Genomic DNA, 16,032 nt, shown 5'->3' with positions numbered 1-16,032 from the left:
CAGTTCAGAGCCCGTACTCCATCGCACCTCGGCGACTTCGCACCGCGAAGCTGCACATTACACCCAGTGCCAACTATCCCGCTTTTGTGCCAACTAAAAAGCTTCGTCACACACACCTAGCGCCGCACCCTCGGCATCCCCAGCCCGATCCAGGAGATGATCTCGCGCTGGATCTCGTTGTTGCCGCCACCGAAGGTGAAGATGACCGCCGAGCGGTAGCCGCGCTCCAGGTCGCCGTGCAGGACCGCGCCCGCCGAGCCGTCCTTGAGCGGTCCGGCCGCGCCGACGATCTCCATGAGCCACGCGTAGGCGTCCCGGCGGGCCTCCGAGCCGTAGACCTTCACGGCGGAGGCGTCCTGCGGGGTGAGCGTCCCCTCCTCGACGGCCGTGACCATCTGCCAGTTCATGAGCTTCATCGCGTCGAGCCGGGCGTGGGTGCGGGCGAGCAGCCGGCGCACCCAGCCCAGGTCGGCGACCCGGCGGCCGTCGGCGAGCTTGGTCCCCCTCGCCCAGCGCTGGACGTCGTACAGGGCCCGGATGGCCATCGTGCCGTGGGCGGCGAGGGTGACGCGTTCGTGGTTGAGCTGGTTGGTGATCAGCCGCCAGCCCTGGTTCTCCTCGCCCACCCGGCGGGAGACGGGGACGCGGACGTTCTCGTAGTAGCTCGCGGTGGTGTCGTGCGAGGCGAGGGTGTTGATGAGGGTGCAGGAGTAGCCGGGGTCGGAGGTCGGCACGAGCAGCATGGTGATGCCCTTGTGCGGCGGGGCGGCGGGGTCGGTGCGGGTGGCCAGCCAGACCCAGTCCGCGGTGTCGCCGTTCGTCGTCCAGATCTTCTGCCCGTTGACGACGTAGGTGTCGCCGTCCCGTACGGCCCTGGTCCTCAGGGCGGCGAGGTCGGTGCCGGCGTCGGGTTCGCTGTAGCCGATCGCGAAGTCGATCTCGCCGGACAGGACGCGCGGGAGGAAGTACGCCTTCTGTTCGTCGGTGCCGAAGCGCATCAGCGTGGGGCCGACGGTGTTCAGCGCCATCAGCGGCAGCGGTACGCCGGCCTGCGCGGCCTCGTCGAAGAAGATGAACTGCTCCATCGCCGTCATGCCACGCCCGCCGTACTCCTTCGGCCAGCCCACGCCGAGCCAGCCGTCGGCACCGAGCCGGCGGATGGTGTCGCGGTAGAACCGCTTCTGCGCGGCCGGGTCGGCGTGGCGCGCGTAGGCGCCCGCCGGGACCAGCTCGGCGAAGTAGGCGCGCAGCTCGGCGCGCAGTCGCTGCTGCTCGGGCGTGTGGTCGAGGTGCACGGCGCCTCCAGGCTCCCCAAGGGCGGTCCTGACGGCGCACACCGTAGAACGTGTTTCAGAAATTGGGAATGACCGCGTCCTGGGTGAATTCGCCGGAGGCCGCGCCGCGCGGCCCGGTCGGGGCACACCCGGCCCTGGTCGCACACATTGTCCGGTTCATCCGCTTATGGGATGGGTATCCCTGTCCTATGGATACCGCATCGACGCAGCTGGCCGCGGCGAGCGGCCTGATGGTCCTCGTGCTGTTCGTCGTGATCGGCCTGGGCCTCGTGGTGATGCTCGCCGGCGGCTTCTGGTTGAACTCCCGGGTCAAGTACCGCGAGTCCCCCCGGCCGAGGCCGGAGGAGCAGCCCACGCTGCCGGCCGAGGGGCCGGTGCGCGAGGTCCGGGAGAACAGAGAGTCCCAGGAGGTTCCCCAGACACCCAAGGGCGGCCGCCCGCTCACCCCGTACGAGCTGAGCAACATGGATTCAAGGCCGAGCGCGTCGAAGGAGCGTCCGCGCTGGAGCAAGGGGTCCAGCGGCTCGTTCGGCGGCGGTGGACTCGGCGCTCACTGACCCCCGGCCGCGCACTTCCCCTTCCGGCACTCAGCCACTCACACCCACCCCCCGATCCCCCTCTAGCAGCCCGGCCCGCGCCGAGCCGCCGTACACCCGCCCTAGGAGTCCGTCCGGGCGGCGTCCAGGCGGCCGACGCGGGCCACGTTCCGCCGGTCCTCGGCGTCCTGGCTGGGCTCGGCGGCGAACCAGGAGTCCAGGATCTCCCGCAGCACCGGTGCGGAGGTCAGGCGCAGGCTGAGGGCGAGGACGTTGGCGTCGTTCCAGCGCCGGGCGCCGTCCGCCGTCACGGCGTCCGTGCACAGAGCGGCTCGGACACCGGGCACCTTGTTGGCCGCGATGGACGCGCCGGTGCCCGTCCAGCAGCACACCACCGCCTGGTCGGCGATGCCCTCGGCCACGTCCCGGGCGGCCGCTTCGGAGCACGCCGCCCACTGCGGGTCGGCCCCGGGCCGCAGCGCGCCGTGCGCCCGCACCTCGTGGCCGCGCTTCGCCAGCTCGGCGAGGAGGAGCCGGGCGACGGGTTCGTCCATGTCGGAGGAGACGGAGATCTTCATGCGCGGCTCTCTCCCGCCCGGGTCAGGGAGCCTCGAAGGCTCGGTGACATCCTTTACGGACATCCGGTCCGTCAGCCCTCGGCAGTGCCCGGCCCTGTCCGGCGCCTCACACTGTGCCCGGAGGCCAGCGGTGAGTATAGACCGGCATCGCCGAGTCGGGACGGCTGCGCCCGGGGGCGCGCCAAGGCGACACGGGGCCGACTCACGAACCTGTGTGCGCCGCGATTCACCCGGTCTGCCCCGCTCCGCCGCGTTCACCCCGAGTGAAAGCGGGAGGCGACCCCGTTCGGGCGGGTAGGCCCTTGCTGGACGTCGCGACGACACGGAGGTGGGTGTTGGTCATCGGCACGGCCCGGCGGGTCCGGGTGGCACGGGCGGGGATCGCGTACGAGGAGGCGGGCAGCGGTGAGGCCGTCGTGTTCGTGCACGCGGGCTGCGCGGACCGGCGCATGTGGGACGCGCAGTTCACGGCCCTTGCCGGCCGGTACCGGGTGTTCCGGCACGACTGGCGGGGCCGGGGAGCCTCCGGGGACGCGGAGGGGGAGTTCGGCCACCATCTCGACCTGCTCGCCCTGCTGGACGAGTGGGGCGTCGAGCGGGCCGCGGTCGTCGGGGCGTCCGACGGCGGCCGGATCGCGCTGGACGCCGCGCTGACGGCGCCGGACCGGTTCCGGGCGTTGGCGCTCATCGCCTCGGGCCTCTCGGGACACCGATGGCCGCGGACGATGGTGCAGCGGGGCCGGCAGCACCTGCTCGCCGCGGTCCCGGCGGAGCGGCTGCGGCGCTACGAGGCGGGGGCCGCCGAGCGGATCGAGCCCGCCGACCTGGACGCCGCCGCGGTGGCGGACGTGGACTTCCTGGTGGCGGGCGAGGGCCGGGACCGTACGGCGCTGTGTCCGCAGGTGTGGCTGCGCGCGGTGGAGATGGACCGGCTGGCCCGGCAGCGGATCTGGAGCGGGCCGCCCACCAGGGAGCTGACGGCGCGGCCCGCGGCGCGGGAGCGGCTCGCCGAGGTGTCCGTCCCGACCCTGGTGATCAGCGGGCGGTGTGACGTGCCGGAGATCCTGGAGGTGTCCGCGCTGCTCGCCGGGGAGATCCCCGGCGCCCGGCACATCGAGCTGCCCGACACCGGTCATCTGCCGCCGCTGGAGCGTCCGGCGGAGGTCACGGCCGCCCTGGAGGACTTCTTCGCCTCGGTGGGTCTCGCAGCGGCCCCGGTTCCGGACTGACCTCGGCTCCCCGCCGGCCGGACGTACGACAGCGGACCCCGGGAGCCGCCGGCGCCGGGCCCCATGACACCCGGGCTCGGCCCGCCAAGACCACCGTCCGCCCGGCATCCCGCCCTCGACAAGGCCCGTCGGCCCCGGCCACGAGGCACATGGCAGGCGCATGGCAGCCGGGCTCAGCTCCGACCGGCCGCGGGGTCGCAGGCGCGTCGCGCGCGGTGTGCCCGGGCGGCGGCGCTGGCGCGGGCCCGCCGCAGCGCCTGCGGCGCGTCCGGTGCGCAGCCGACGCCCCAGACCGTCCGCGCCGCGGCCGGGCCCGCGACAGCGCACTCGGCGTAGACGACGACCTCGGGGCTGCCGTCGGGCGCCGACCGGGACTGCTCGACGTGCGAGAGGACGCGGACGTCCGCCGCGGACCGGACCGCCGGCCCCGGCCCGTCCTCCCCCTTTGGCCCCTCCTCCGCCCGGGACCGCTCCCCCGCACCGTCCGCCACCCGCAGGTACTCGGCCCGGAACAGTTCGCCCAGGCGGTCCGCGGTGATCTCGCCGCCGGCCGTGTCCGTGTGCCGCTGTACGGCGCGGGCGAATTCGATCTGGAGCCGGCGGGGGAGGTCGAAGCCGTGTTCGTGGAGCATCAGATAGGCGACGCCGCCCTTGCCGGACTGGCTGTTGACCCGGATGACGGCCTCGTAGGTGCGGCCGACGTCCGCCGGGTCGATCGGGAGGTACGGGACGTCCCAGTGGGTCCGCCGCAGCGGGACGCCCTCGGCCGCCGCCCGCTGTTCCAGTGCCTCGAAGCCTTTCTTGATGGCGTCCTGGTGGGAGCCCGAGAAGGAGGTGTAGACGAGGTCGCCGGCGTAGGGGTGGCGGGGGTGGACGGGCAGGCCGGTGCACTCCTCGACGGTGCGGCGGACCGCGTCGATGTCGGAGAAGTCGATGCCGGGGTCGATGCCCTGGGCGTGCAGGTTGAGGCCGAGGGTGACCAGGCAGACGTTGCCGGTGCGTTCGCCGCCGCCGAACAGACAGCCCTCGATGCGGTCGGCGCCGGCGAGAACGGCCAGTTCGGCGGCGGCAACGGCCGTACCGCGGTCGTTGTGGGGGTGGACGGACAGGGCGACGTGCTCGCGGCGGGTGAGGCCGCGGCTCATGCGTTCGATCTGGTCGGCGTAGACGTTGGGCGTGCTGCGCTCGACGGTCGCGGGCAGGTTGAGGACGATCTCCCGGTCGTGGCCCGGCTGCCAGACGTCCATGACGGCCTCGCAGACCTCCAGCGCGAAGTCGCCCTCGGTCTCGCTGAACAGCTCGGGTGAGTACTCGAAGCCCAGGTCGCAGTCGGCGAGGTGCTGCTCCGCGTATTTCACGACGTGCTCGGTGCCGCGCACGGCGAGGCTCTTGCACTCCTCGCGGCCGACGCCGAACACCACCCGGCGGAACAGCGGCGAGGTGGCGTTGTAGAGGTGGACGGTGGCGGCGCGGGCGCCGGCCAGGCTGCGCACGGTCTGTTCGATCAGCTCGTCCCGGGCCTGGGTGAGGACGGAGATACGGACGTCGTCGGGGACGCGGTCCTCGGTGATGAGCCGTCGTACGAACGCGTGGTCGGCGCGGCTCGCGGCGGGGAACCCGACCTCGATCTCGCGGTAGCCCATGGCGACCAGCGTCTCGAACATCCGCAGTTTGCGCCCGGGGCTCATCGGTTCGATCAGCGCCTGGTTGCCGTCCCTGAGGTCCGTGGAGAGCCAGCGGGGCGCCGCGGTGAGGGTCCGGCCCGGCCAGGTGCGGTCGGGCAGGTCGGCGGGCCGGGGCCGGGTGTAGCGGTGGGAGGGCATGGCACCGGGGCGTCCCCCCGCGAACCGGGTGTCCTTGGGCGGTCTCATGGCTGGGTGCTCCTTCCGGACGTCGCGGTCTCGGTGGCGGACGGCCCGGCCGGCCGGGCGGGGGCGGCGTCCTCGCGCCGGACCGTCAGGCAGGCGATGGCGCCGAGCACGATGACCCCGATGGGCAGCGCCATCGACGTACGCATCGCGGAGACACCGTCGCCGCCGCCCGCGGTCTGGGTCTGCACCAGGGCGCCCACCGCGGAGCTGCCGACCACCGAGCCCAGCTGCCGTACGGTGTTGAGCACACCGGAGGCCGCGCCGGCGACCGCGGGTTCGACGCCGCGCATGGCGACGGCCGCCATGGGGGCGATCAGGCAGCCGTTGCCCATGCCGACCACGACCATCGGCGCTACGAAGGCGGCCCAGGCGGTGTGCGAGCCCATGACCAGCGCGTTCCACAGCATGCCGACGGCGGTCAGCACCATGCCGGTGAGCAGCACGTACTTGCCGTCGATCCGGTCGGTGAGCCGCCCGGCGAACGGCGCGAGGACCATGGACACGACGGAGGCTGGGGCGAGCGCGAGGCCCGCCCTGAGGGCGCTGAAGTGCAGCACGTTCTGGAAGTACAGGGAGAGCAGCAGCATCAGGCCGAGCACGCCGACGGAGATCGCGGCGGAGACGACGTTCATCGCGGTGTAGTTGCGGCTGCGGAACAGCGCGAACGGGACCAGGGGTTCGCGGTCCTGGCGGCGCCGCTGCTGGGCGACGAAGGCCCCGAAGAGGACGGCGGCGGCGGCGAGCAGCGTCCAGACGACGGCGTTCCAGTGGTAGCGCTGGCCCTCGGTCAGGGCGAAGGTCAGGCAGAACACGGCGGCCGCCGACACCACGACACCGGTGACGTCGAGGCGGTGCGTGGCGCCCTGGCGGATGTCGGGCACGACGACGAAGAGGACGGCGAGCACGAGGACGCCGACGGGGACGTTGACGAAGAAGATCCAGCGCCAGCCGGGGCCGCTGACCAGCAGGCCGCCGAGGGCGGGGCCGGCCACGGCGGCGACGCCGGCGACCGCGCCCCACACGCCGAGCGCCGCGCCGCGCCGCTCGGCGGGGAACGCGCCCACGATCAGGGTCATGGTCTGCGGGACGAGCAGCGCGGCGCCCAGGCCCTGCACCACGCGGGCCGCGATGAGCTGGGCGGGGCTGTCCACCAGGGCGCAGGCGAGTGAGGCGAGCGTGAACAGTGCCACCCCGACGGCGAAGAGCTGGCGCGGGCCGCGCAGATCACCGAGGCGGCCGGCGGTGATGAGCAGCGCGGCGAGCACCAGGATGTAGCCGTTCATGGACCACAGCACCTCGTCGAAGGAGGCGTGCAGGCTGTGGATCATGCTCGGGATGGCGATGTTGACGATCGTCAGGTCCAGCAGCGTCATGAAGAAGCCGAGGGACAGGACGACCAGGATCGCCCAGGGGTTACCGCGTACCTTGCTCATGCGGGGCTTGTGCTCCTGCTCTGTGCCTCGGCGCCTGCGGCGCCGTCGTGCTGGTCGTCGCTCCGGTCGTCGTCCTGCCACAGCATCGCCGGGACCTTGTTGGTCCGTTCGATCCGGGCCAGCCGGTCCACCCGCCGGGCCTGTAGCGCGCCGGGGTACTGCCGGGCCACCGCCGCCAGGTGGTAGAACTCGCCGGTCAGCCGGGCGGAGACGGCGTCGGGGTCGGCGGTGCCGGTGAAGTCGAGGGTGAGGGCGCTGGCCGCGCGCGCCGAGTCGGTGCTCCGGGTGAGCCGCAACTGGGCCTCGACGACGCCGGGTTCACGGCGTACGACGTCGATCAGCTCGCTCACCTTGAAGAGTGCGCTGCGCAGGGTGAGGGAGTCGTCGGCGCGGCCGAGGACCGTGAGGGCGTCGGGGCGGCCGCAGCGGCAGTCGGCCGGGGCCACCCGGTCGCCGAGCCGGTAGCGGACGACGGGGATGGTCCAGCCGTCGCCGACCCGGCTCAGCAGGGCGCCGTCCTCGTCCGGTTCCATGAGCTGGCCGGGCAGCAGATGGAGCACCGTCTCGTCGCAGCCGGGCTGGTTGGCGGCCATCACCCAGGTCTCCACCGAGCCGTAGTTGCCCCACAGTCCGGCGTCGGGGAAGGCCTCGCGGACCGTCTCGCGCTTGTTGCCGGTCCAGGGCTCGGCCATCCAGATGATGGTGCGCACGGGGAGCTGCCCGCCGGCGTCGAGGACACCGCGGGCGAAGTCGGCGAGCCCGGTGGGGGTGCCCGCGAGGGCGTTGACGCCGACCTCGGTGAACATGGGCAGCCAGCGGCCGACCTCGTCGGGTTCGTAGGGGCCGGAGGGGACGACGGTGCAGCGGGACTTCTCGGCGAGGGTCTGCATGTAGTAGTGGGAGCCCCACATGCGGCCCGCGTTGAAGAGGTTGAGCAGGGTGTCGCCCGGTCGCAGGGGGCGCCAGAAGGCCAGCAGCCGCTCCAGGCCCATGCCGTGCGGCACATGAGTGAGCTTGGGGGTGCCGGTGGTGCCGCCGCTGGACATCAGGACACTGCCGGCGCCCTGGGCGGCCAGCCGGGTCTGGGCGTAGATCTCGGCGGGCCCGCTGACGGCGAGGTCGGTCAGCCCCCGCGCGGTGTCGGGGACGGCGAGACCGCCGGCGTCGGCCAGTTTCCTGGCGTGCGCGAGCAGGTCGTCGGCCGGTATGTGTCCGATCATCGTACGCTCTCCTCCCGGTCGGCCGCGTGTCCGCTGTCGCGCAGGAACTCCCGGTGCGCGGCGTGGTAGGCGTCGAAGCGGGCCGCGATGATCTGCCGCTGCTCGCGGGCGGCCTGCTTTGAGCCGGGGAAGCCGACGGCGCCGTCGGGCTCCACCTCGGACAGCCAGAACCGTGTCCCGTCGTGCAGGAAGTCGACGGCGATGTACGGCATGGGCATACGGGAGGCGACGTAGTCGACGGTGTCGGCGAGTTCGGGCGGCAGCGGTACGTGCTCCATCGAGCCGCCCGAGGAGAGGTTCGCGGTCAGCGAGGCGCCCTTGGGCATGCGGCGCAGCACCGTGTGGACCTTGCCGTCGATGACGTACACCCGGAAGTCGTTGATGCCCTCGCCGAGGTACGGCTGGCAGACCAGCGCGGTCTCCGCTCCGGCGGCGAGACCCACCACGCCCTTGAGTTCCTCGGCGCTGCGCACCAGGCACACGCCCTGGCCCATGCCCCAGTACGCGGGCTTGACGATGAGCGGGTAGCTCAGCCCGCCCAGGGCCGCCTCGTAGGCGCGGGTCGGCGAGTCCCGGCCGACACCGATCCGCACGGTCGGCACCTGGGGCAGGGGGCTGCCCGCGAGGTGCAGCATGGTCGCGGTCTTGTCGTTGGCGAGGAAGGACAGCCGGGGCGGGATGGGCAGGTAGAAGCCCGCCGCCTCCAGGATGGTGTAGAGGTAGAGCTGGTTGCAGACGTCCGTGGTGTGGTGGGCCAGGGACCACAGCGAGGTCACGAACACCGTGTCGGCGGGGGTGACTTCGGTGCCGTCCAGGTAGACCCGGGGGGCGCCGGCGCCGGTGGCGTCCACGGACACCTCTTCCGGCTTGTGCAGGGACATCTCCCAGCCGCGTTCCCGGGCCACCTCCTCGTAGATGCCCCAGACGTGCGTCCACTCCTTGGTGCGCATCCGGTCGGTGCCGCGGTCCGGGTAGATCCAGCACAGCCGGCGGCCGGGGGCCTGCTCAGCGGGTGCCGTGGTCATCAACGCTCCCCTCGTCGTGCCGTGAACGCGCGGATCGCGCGGTGGAACCGGTCGGGCTCCTCCAGGAACGGCAGGTGTCCACTGTGCTCGAACAACTCCAGCCGGGCGCCGGGCACGGTGTCGGCCAGCCAGGCGCCGACGGCGCTGGGGTAGACCTGGCTCAGTGCGCCGTGCAGGAACAGCACCGGCACCCCGAGCGAGGCCAGCCGTCCGCGCCAGTCCTGTCCGAGCACGTCCTGCCACAACTGCCGTGTGGCGTCGCTGCGGCAGCCGGCCGCGGCCTCGGTGAGTTCGTCGGCCAGCGCCTGCGCGGGGGTGGTGCCGCGGGCGAAGAAGCTGCGGACCAGCTGGGCGGTGACGGCGGGGTCGGCCGCGCCGAGCATCCGGTCGACGTCATCGGCGCCCGCGCTGTCCAGCGCGCCGAAGGCCGCGTGCTCCCAGCCGTCCTCGGTGAGCAGGTACGGGGTCTGCTCCACGGAGACCAGGCCGGTGACCCGGGCGGCGCCGTACCGCTCCAGGTAGCGGTAGGCGACGGTGGCGCCGAGGGACCAGCCGAGCAGGGTCAGTCCGCGTACGTCCAGCTTCTCGGTCAGGGCGTGCAGGTCGGCCGCGCAGCGGTCCACGGTGACCGGCTCGGTGCCCTGGGGGGTGGCGCCGTGGCCGCGCAGGTCCAGGGTGAGGACGCGGTGGTCGCGGGCCAGTTCGGCGGCGGTCCCGGCGAAGAAGGCCGAGGGTGCGCCGAGGCCGTGGACGAGGAGCAGCGGCGGGCCCTCGCCGCTGTCGTCGTAGTGGACGAACTGTCCGTCGTCCAGGGTGAGTTCAGGCATGCGGGGACTCCATGGCGGTCTCGGCCACCCAGCGCTCGCGCAGGCGCGGCTTGTCCGGCTTGCCGACCGGGGTGTGCGGGATGTCGTCGGTCAGGCGGACCGTGCCGGCCAGCCCGTGGCCGCGCAGGACGGCCTCGACGGACTTGCGGACCTCGCTCTCGGGCCGGGCCGGGTCGGGGTGCACGGCGAGCAGGACCTCGGCGCTGTAGGTGCCGGGACGGGCGGGCAGTGCCACCGACTCCAGGACGGGGCACTGGGCGGCGATCTCCTCGTCGAGGACCGGCGCGGGCAGCGGTCCGCCGGCGGCGGCGAGGATCTCGGTGACCCGGCCGAGGATGCGCAGGGATCCGTTCGCCTGCCGTTCGGCCACGTCGCCGGTCCAGAATTCCGTGCCGCGGAAGGTGCGGGCGTTCGCCTCGTCGCTGCCGACGTAGCCCTCGCTGGTGCAGTCGGACACCAGCACCAGTTCGCCGAGGTCGGGCCGGTCCGGGGCGAGCGGTTCGAGCCGGGTGTCCACACCGTGCACGGGGAACATGCCCGCGCCGGCCTGGAGCACGTCGGCCATGTTGCCGAGGGCGAGGCCGAATTCGGTCGAACCGTAGATCTGCCGGATGTGGATGCCGAGGACGTCGGCGGCGTCGCGTAGCTGGGCCGCGCTGAGGTAGGCGCCGCCGCACAGCGGCCGGCGCAGCCGGGACAGGTCCGGGCGCGGGCCGTCGGCCGCCGCCCGCACGTACTCCTCGTAGTGGCGGGGCAGCGCGCTCATGGCGGTGGTGCCGTGGTCCGCGATCTGCCGCAGCAGGGCGCCGGGTGCCGCGTGCGGGTCGGCCAGGACCAGTTCGGCGCCCGACAGCAGGGCGGCGAAGACATGCAGGTCGGTGGCGTGGGCCACGTCCAGGGTGTGGCGGCAGAAGAACACGTCGTCGGCGGTGATGCCGGTGTCCGCCAGCCAGCGCCGGCGCTCGCGCAGGAACTTGTCCTGCCGCCACACCATCTGCTTGGGAAATCCCGTCGACCCGGACGTCCACAGCGCGCGGAAGATCCCGGTGTGCTGCTCGCCGGGGGTGCGGGGCGCGGGCGGGGTGCGGCTGAGGTCGTCGAGCCGGACCCGGGGCGGGGCGTCGGCGGGCAGCGGGCGGTCCTGGTCGGCGACGATCAGGCGGGGCCGGGTCAGCCGCAGGGCCGTCGCGGTGTCGGCCGCGTCGAAGTTGCTCATCAGCGGCACATAGCGGGCGCCGGTGCGGGCGACGGCCAGGATGAGGGCCACGTAGCCGACGCTGTTGCGCAGGGCGCAGGCGACGGTGTCGCCGGCGCCGATGCCGTGGCCGGCCAGGCCGGCTGCCGTGCGGTCGACGAGGTCGACCAGCTCCGGGTAGCTGACCGACGTGCCGTCGGTGGTGGTGACGGCACGCCGGCCGGGTTGCCGCGCCGCTGTGTCACACAGGGCTTGGTAGAGCACGCTTCACCTCGGGGTGGGGGCCGGCCGCCGGCTCCCGGCCGGGCGGGACCGGCGCGGAAGCGGACGGGACGCGTACGTTTTCTGCCTCGTGCGGGGTGTCCTGGTTGTTGCCGTGGTTCTTGCGCGCGGCGTCACGCCTCGTTCCAGCCCGCGTACGTGGCGAACCGCCAGTCCTTGGCCAGGCAGTCGACGGTGCTGAAGCCGGCTTCGCGCAGCCAGCGCAGCTGGGTGTCGACGTCGATGGGGATGTCGTGCTTCATGCGCTCGCGGCCTGCGGCCCATTCCTCGGCGGGAGTTCCGGAGGCGTGCACATGGGCCTCGTGCTGCTGGTCGTACATCTTCTCCAGCGCGGTCGTCGGTGCGAGGAGTTGCTCGACATTGACGAAAATGCCGCCGGGGACAAGGACCTTGCGGATACGGCCGAACAGGTCCTGCTTCTGTTCGTGCGTCAGGTGGTGGATGGAAAGCGCCGACACCACGGCGTCGAACGGGCCGGCGGGCAGTTCGTCGAGGTGGTCGGCGACCCGCACGGAGACCTGGTCGTCCGCGGCGAACCGCTGCCGGGCCTGGCCGAGCATCGCTTCCGAGCGGTCCTGGAGCACCAGGTCGGCCCCGGGGAGGCGGTCCCTCAGCGCGGCGCTGAGCAGGCCGGTGCCCGCGCCGAGGTCCAGGACGCGGGGCGCCGGGCCCACCGTCATGGCCACCGCGGCGACCGCGCTGTCGTAGAGAAGGTCGAAGGAGGGTATGAGCTGGCGGCGCAGCGCGTCATAGGTCTTGGGATTCCACAGCTCGGTGTGCGTGGATTCCCCGGTGGCCGTTGTCTGCGGCATGGGTGAACCTTCCCCCTGATTTTTTTCCCGTTTTTTGCGGCGGGTAGTGCAGGGCAATTCCAGCGGGTTTGCGGAATTGCCGTGCCGCGCCGTTCCGTGAACCGTCACGAGGCTAACGGGGGGTCACACGACTGGCAAACTTCTGTTCGTTATCGGCCCGATCAACGAAAGTTTTCACCCTCGGCGCGACGCTCCGCGCGCCGGCACCTCCCTCAAGACGGTCGTTTTTCGGCCAGTCTCGGTTAATCCCGGGCCGGGGACCGTGACCTCATTCATGCGCTCGGCACGCCCGGTGTCTGTAGTCTGCACCAGTCCGAAAGCTGTCGCCCCACCGACAGGAATAAGGAAAACGTCGGCAAAGAAATTCCCATATGTGCGGGAAGTGGTGCAGCGAAGGCCGGTCGTACACGAAAGGGGAACCGGTGTATCGCAACCTGGACGTCGGTCAGCTCCGCACGCTCGTCACCATCATGCGCACCGGGGGCTTCCGGCGGGCGGCCCGGGCGCTGTCCCTCACCCAGCCCGCGGTCAGCCAGCACATACGACGTCTGGAGGCGGTGCTGGGCGGACCCGTTTTCGCCAGCACCGGACGCCGTCTTGAACTCACGGACGCGGGAAGGGAGTTGTACCACTACGCCTGCCGCATCGTCGCGCTCAACGACGAGGCCGCCGCCCGGATCACCGCGGGCGAGCACCCGACCGGCGTCGCCATCGGCGTGTCCCCGTACCTCGAAGGCGCCCTGCCGGAGTTCCTCACCGCCCTGGTGGGCCTCGCGCCGTGGATCCGCCCGACCGTGCACACCGGGCTGAGCGAGCCGCTGGCGGCCCGGGTGGCGGCGGGCGAACTCGACCTCGCGCTGGTGCTGCGCCCGCCGCGCGGCGCCGGCTCCCGGGCCGTGGGCGCGGTGCCACTCGCCTGGTACGGCAGCCTCCCCTCCCCCGCGCCGGGTTCCCTGCCGATCGCCCTGTGCGGCGAGCCGTGCGGTCTGCGCCGGCACGTCCTCGCCGCGCTCGGCGCCCAGGACCTCCCGTGGCACATCGCCTACGAGGGCCCCGACGTGCCCGGGCTGCGCGCCGCGGTCGCCGCCGGCCTCGGCCTGACCTGTCTGCCCGCGCACAGTCCGGACAGTGGAACCGTGCCGCGGCTGCCCACCGGGGCGCTGCCGGCGCTGCCCGCCCCGGACCCCCTGCCGCTCTCCCTCGCGCTCGCCCCGGCCACGCACACATCGCTGGCGGAGGCCGCCCTCTACGCGGCCCGGCAGGCGCTGCGCCCCTACCTCAGCGCCGACTCCCTGCGCGCCCCGGCCCGCCGGGCCGTGCCGGCGGGCCTGTGACGAGCACGGCGACGAACACGGCCGTACACCGGGTCCGGCAGGACGGAGGCGGGCCCGCCGGGGCCGAGTCCGGCGCCGGCGGAGCGGAACGCGCCCGGCTCCGCCGTGCTGCTCGGACCGGCGACCGCACCGGACGGCGGAGGCCCGGCCCGCCCGGCTGTCGCCACCGCCGTCACCCGGGGCGGCCCTGGAACGACCCTTCCCCGCTCCTCGCCGGACCGGTCACCGAGCCCGCCGCCCGCCATGCCGCCCGGCCGGCCGGCGCCGGCCCGCACGGCCGTCAGCCGGGGCCGGTCAGCGTCCGGTGCAGGTGCTCCAGCGCGTCCAGAAGGACCGAGCGTTGGTACCAGCTCAGCCAGGCCGCCGTGTCGGACGCCAGCAGGGCGAGCCGCCGGCTCTGCTCCGGGGTGGGGCGGCGCCCCGCGTCGGGCCAGTGCAGGGTGATCACGGCGACGCAGGTCCCGGACGCCGACAGCACGGGGACGCTCTCGACGGCCTGGGTGCCCGTGTCCAGCAGGACCCGCCGGGACTCCTCGGGCAGCAGCGTGTCGGCGGCCACGTCGGGCACGCTCACCCGGCGACCGCGCAGCCGCGCGACCGCGTCCGCCGTACCGTCGTCCCCGCCGCGCACCAGATGGTCGACAAACGTCTCCGCGCAGCCGTGGTGGGCCTCCAGCACCAGCTCGTGCACGGCCGGGTCGACGCAGCGTACGTATCCGGCGCAGGCGCGCCCGACGGCCAGCGCCTCGTGCAGCACGGCGTCGGTCATCCGGCGCCGGTAGCGGGGGTCCAGGCCGTCGCGGGCCAGGAGGCGCAACGGCGGTACGGGCAGGGGCCGGCGGCCGGGGAACCAGACCGGGCCGTCCGGTGGCCGGGCCGCCACCACCGCCGAGACGAGGACCCTCAGCGGCACGTTGAACCGCTGCGAGACCTCGCGCAGCGCCTGGAAGGCGCCGGCCGGGTCCGGCACGCCGTAGCGGACCATGACCACACCCTGCGCCATGCCGATGACCGGGGCGGAGCGCACCCGGGCGCGCAGGGCGCGGACCTCGGTGCGCAGGTCCTCGTAGCTGGGCCGCAGCGGGTCGGCCATCTGTGACCGCCAGCCGGGCAGATCCGCGGTGCGGGTGGCGGCCCGGGCCAGCTCGCGCAGCGCCTCGTCGAGGGTGGCGTAGAGCCGGACGCCGTCGAGGCGCGCGAGCCGCACCGCCTCGCGCACCCCGGGCCGGGCCCGGACGACGACGAGGTCCGGGCGGCCGGGGCGGGCCCGGGTCGTCTCGCTGAGCGCGCGCAGGACGGCGGCGCCGCCGAGCTGCACATGGCCCATGTCGAGGACGGGCCGCAGTCCGGCGCGGTCGGCCTGCTCCAGGTGGCCGCGCAGCTCCGCCGACCAGGCCTGGGCGCCCTCGGCGTCGAGGCTGCCGGACATGCGCAGCAGCAGTGCCGGTTCGTCGGGCAGCCCCTCGACGACGGACGACGCGATGACGAGCGGGGCCGGTGTGCCGGACGGGTCCGGCGGCCGGGGAGGGGGATTCATGGCCCCGCCCGTCGTCGCGTCGCCCGAGCGTGCCCGCCGCCTACCGGGCCTCGGGGGACCCCGGAATCCGGGGCGGTTCCCGCGGAGTCGGTCGCGGTCCCGACCGCGTTCCGCCCCGCCTGCCCGCCGCCTCGCCGCGCCTGCCCCGCGTCCGGTGCTGCCTCGATCGCGTTCAGGGCGGAGGCCATCGTGGCGTGGACGCGGATGCCCGGCAGTCCCGCGGCGCGCAGCGCGTCGCGGACGTGCGGGCGGGGCTGTACGACCGGCAGGGCGCGGCCGGAGAAGGCGAGGGCACCGGTCGCCCGGTCCAGGGAGCGCACGGCGGCGGCGCAGGCGAGGTACATCTCGGTCATGTCCAGCAGGGGGTGCTCTCCGGACTCGTCGGCGTGCGCGATGTGCTCGGCGAGGGCCTCGGAGAACTCCATGGCGTTGGAGGCGTCGACCGAGCCCCGGGCCTTCAGGACGCTGATCCCGCCGACCTCGGGGCGCTGCTCGTGCAGGGTCTGCACGAGCAGCGGGGCCGGGCCGCGGGGGCGGGCGGGGGCAGGGGACGGCTGACCGTTTTCCATGGGATCGGGCTTCCTGGGTGGGGAAGGATCAGCCAGCCGCGTCTTGACCGGGGCTTCACTGTGCTCCGCGCGTGCGCCTGATGCAACGATTTTCCCCGTGCGTGTCGCACGGTGCGCTGCCCGTCCCACTACGCAGCGTGAGATCCGGCGATCGCGGATGACCTTCGGTTCCGCAAGGCCGATACTGCCCATAGTCGAGTCAGCAGTTGAGTCAGCGACAGACCCGCCACCGTCCGCCGTCGACCTCGAGGAACCGCACCGAACCGCACCGGACCGCCGACGCTACGCT

General features: G+C 73.5%; 14 protein-coding genes. 3 read left to right on the top strand and 11 right to left on the bottom strand.

All coding sequences use genetic code 11. The features are described from left to right. Nucleotides 1–116 precede the first annotated feature (116 nt). Nucleotides 117–1,295, bottom strand: coding sequence for an acyl-CoA dehydrogenase family protein (locus ACZ60X_RS12490; RefSeq protein ID WP_469596882.1), 1,179 nt, complete (start codon nucleotides 1,293–1,295; stop codon nucleotides 117–119). A 188-nt stretch (nucleotides 1,296–1,483) separates the two neighbouring features. On the opposite strand from ACZ60X_RS12490, the gene ACZ60X_RS12485 reads away from it, so the two are divergent. Beyond that, nucleotides 1,484–1,852, top strand: coding sequence for a DUF6479 family protein (locus ACZ60X_RS12485; RefSeq protein WP_469596880.1), 369 nt, complete (start codon nucleotides 1,484–1,486; stop codon nucleotides 1,850–1,852). 101 nt (nucleotides 1,853–1,953) lie between these two features. Here the strand turns inward: ACZ60X_RS12485 and ACZ60X_RS12480 are convergent, their stop codons facing one another. After that, a complete protein-coding gene (locus ACZ60X_RS12480) occupies nucleotides 1,954–2,409 on the bottom strand; it encodes an RpiB/LacA/LacB family sugar-phosphate isomerase (protein ID WP_469596877.1) in 456 nt (151 codons plus the stop codon). 335 nt (nucleotides 2,410–2,744) lie between these two features. On the opposite strand from ACZ60X_RS12480, the gene ACZ60X_RS12475 reads away from it, so the two are divergent. After that, nucleotides 2,745–3,638 (top strand): alpha/beta fold hydrolase, encoded by an 894-nt coding sequence (locus tag ACZ60X_RS12475; protein WP_469596875.1) that lies wholly within the window; start codon nucleotides 2,745–2,747, stop codon nucleotides 3,636–3,638. Nucleotides 3,639–3,811: 173 nt separating this feature from the next. On the opposite strand, the gene ACZ60X_RS12470 is transcribed toward ACZ60X_RS12475, so the two are convergent. The 7 genes from ACZ60X_RS12470 to ACZ60X_RS12440 all read right to left on the bottom strand — a co-directional run bounded on the left by ACZ60X_RS12470 (nucleotide 3,812) and on the right by ACZ60X_RS12440 (nucleotide 12,303). Beyond that, nucleotides 3,812–5,509: a 2-isopropylmalate synthase gene (locus tag ACZ60X_RS12470; protein ID WP_469596872.1), complete on the bottom strand. Its 1,698-nt coding sequence runs from the start codon at nucleotides 5,507–5,509 to the stop codon at nucleotides 3,812–3,814. Beyond that, the gene (locus ACZ60X_RS12465; RefSeq protein WP_469596868.1) at nucleotides 5,506–6,942 is read right to left on the bottom strand and encodes a DHA2 family efflux MFS transporter permease subunit; all 1,437 of its coding nucleotides are present in this window, start codon (nucleotides 6,940–6,942) and stop codon (nucleotides 5,506–5,508) included. Before ACZ60X_RS12465 ends, ACZ60X_RS12470 begins: the two co-directional genes overlap by 4 nt. Then, a complete protein-coding gene (locus ACZ60X_RS12460; protein ID WP_469596865.1) occupies nucleotides 6,939–8,162 on the bottom strand; it encodes an AMP-binding protein in 1,224 nt (407 codons plus the stop codon). The genes ACZ60X_RS12465 and ACZ60X_RS12460 overlap by 4 nt, the downstream gene beginning before the upstream one ends. Then, nucleotides 8,159–9,187, bottom strand: coding sequence for an ATP-grasp domain-containing protein (locus ACZ60X_RS12455; RefSeq protein WP_469596862.1), 1,029 nt, complete (start codon nucleotides 9,185–9,187; stop codon nucleotides 8,159–8,161). The genes ACZ60X_RS12460 and ACZ60X_RS12455 overlap by 4 nt, the downstream gene beginning before the upstream one ends. Continuing rightward, nucleotides 9,187–10,014 carry an alpha/beta fold hydrolase gene (locus tag ACZ60X_RS12450; protein ID WP_469596860.1) on the bottom strand — a complete coding sequence of 276 codons (828 nt, stop codon included), beginning with the start codon at nucleotides 10,012–10,014 and terminating at the stop codon, nucleotides 9,187–9,189. The genes ACZ60X_RS12455 and ACZ60X_RS12450 overlap by 1 nt, the downstream gene beginning before the upstream one ends. Further along, nucleotides 10,007–11,473 carry a class I adenylate-forming enzyme family protein gene (locus ACZ60X_RS12445; protein ID WP_469596857.1) on the bottom strand — a complete coding sequence of 489 codons (1,467 nt, stop codon included), beginning with the start codon at nucleotides 11,471–11,473 and terminating at the stop codon, nucleotides 10,007–10,009. The genes ACZ60X_RS12450 and ACZ60X_RS12445 overlap by 8 nt, the downstream gene beginning before the upstream one ends. Before the next feature lie 131 nt (nucleotides 11,474–11,604). Further along, entirely contained in the window at nucleotides 11,605–12,303 is a 699-nt protein-coding gene (locus ACZ60X_RS12440; RefSeq protein WP_469596855.1) for a class I SAM-dependent methyltransferase, read from the bottom strand. Between the two features lie 422 nt (nucleotides 12,304–12,725). Between ACZ60X_RS12440 and ACZ60X_RS12435 the strand changes: the two genes are divergently transcribed. Then, the gene (locus ACZ60X_RS12435) at nucleotides 12,726–13,637 is read left to right on the top strand and encodes a LysR family transcriptional regulator (RefSeq protein WP_469596853.1); all 912 of its coding nucleotides are present in this window, start codon (nucleotides 12,726–12,728) and stop codon (nucleotides 13,635–13,637) included. 280 nt (nucleotides 13,638–13,917) lie between these two features. Here the strand turns inward: ACZ60X_RS12435 and ACZ60X_RS12430 are convergent, their stop codons facing one another. Both ACZ60X_RS12430 and ACZ60X_RS12425 read right to left on the bottom strand, forming a co-directional pair. After that, entirely contained in the window at nucleotides 13,918–15,174 is a 1,257-nt protein-coding gene (locus ACZ60X_RS12430) for an ANTAR domain-containing protein (protein ID WP_469596850.1), read from the bottom strand. Further along, a complete protein-coding gene (locus ACZ60X_RS12425) occupies nucleotides 15,171–15,743 on the bottom strand; it encodes an STAS domain-containing protein (RefSeq protein ID WP_469596848.1) in 573 nt (190 codons plus the stop codon). The genes ACZ60X_RS12430 and ACZ60X_RS12425 overlap by 4 nt, the downstream gene beginning before the upstream one ends. Between the last annotated feature and the right edge of the window lie 289 nt (nucleotides 15,744–16,032).

The organism is Streptomyces sp. NPDC104106, from assembly GCF_055584345.1.
Note: the sequence above shows the minus strand (reverse complement) of the source record. Positions and strands in the feature narration are given on the sequence as shown.

Coding starts and splice junctions, on each gene's coding strand:
- ACZ60X_RS12485 (WP_469596880.1), top strand. CDS start 1,484: ATGGATACCGCATCGACGCAGCTGGCCGCGGCGAGCGGCCTGATGGTC.
- ACZ60X_RS12480 (WP_469596877.1), bottom strand. CDS start 2,409: ATGAAGATCTCCGTCTCCTCCGACATGGACGAACCCGTCGCCCGGCTC.
- ACZ60X_RS12470 (WP_469596872.1), bottom strand. CDS start 5,509: ATGAGACCGCCCAAGGACACCCGGTTCGCGGGGGGACGCCCCGGTGCC.
- ACZ60X_RS12465 (WP_469596868.1), bottom strand. CDS start 6,942: ATGAGCAAGGTACGCGGTAACCCCTGGGCGATCCTGGTCGTCCTGTCC.
- ACZ60X_RS12460 (WP_469596865.1), bottom strand. CDS start 8,162: ATGATCGGACACATACCGGCCGACGACCTGCTCGCGCACGCCAGGAAA.
- ACZ60X_RS12455 (WP_469596862.1), bottom strand. CDS start 9,187: ATGACCACGGCACCCGCTGAGCAGGCCCCCGGCCGCCGGCTGTGCTGG.
- ACZ60X_RS12450 (WP_469596860.1), bottom strand. CDS start 10,014: ATGCCTGAACTCACCCTGGACGACGGACAGTTCGTCCACTACGACGAC.
- ACZ60X_RS12440 (WP_469596855.1), bottom strand. CDS start 12,303: ATGCCGCAGACAACGGCCACCGGGGAATCCACGCACACCGAGCTGTGG.
- ACZ60X_RS12430 (WP_469596850.1), bottom strand. CDS start 15,174: ATGAATCCCCCTCCCCGGCCGCCGGACCCGTCCGGCACACCGGCCCCG.
- ACZ60X_RS12425 (WP_469596848.1), bottom strand. CDS start 15,743: ATGGAAAACGGTCAGCCGTCCCCTGCCCCCGCCCGCCCCCGCGGCCCG.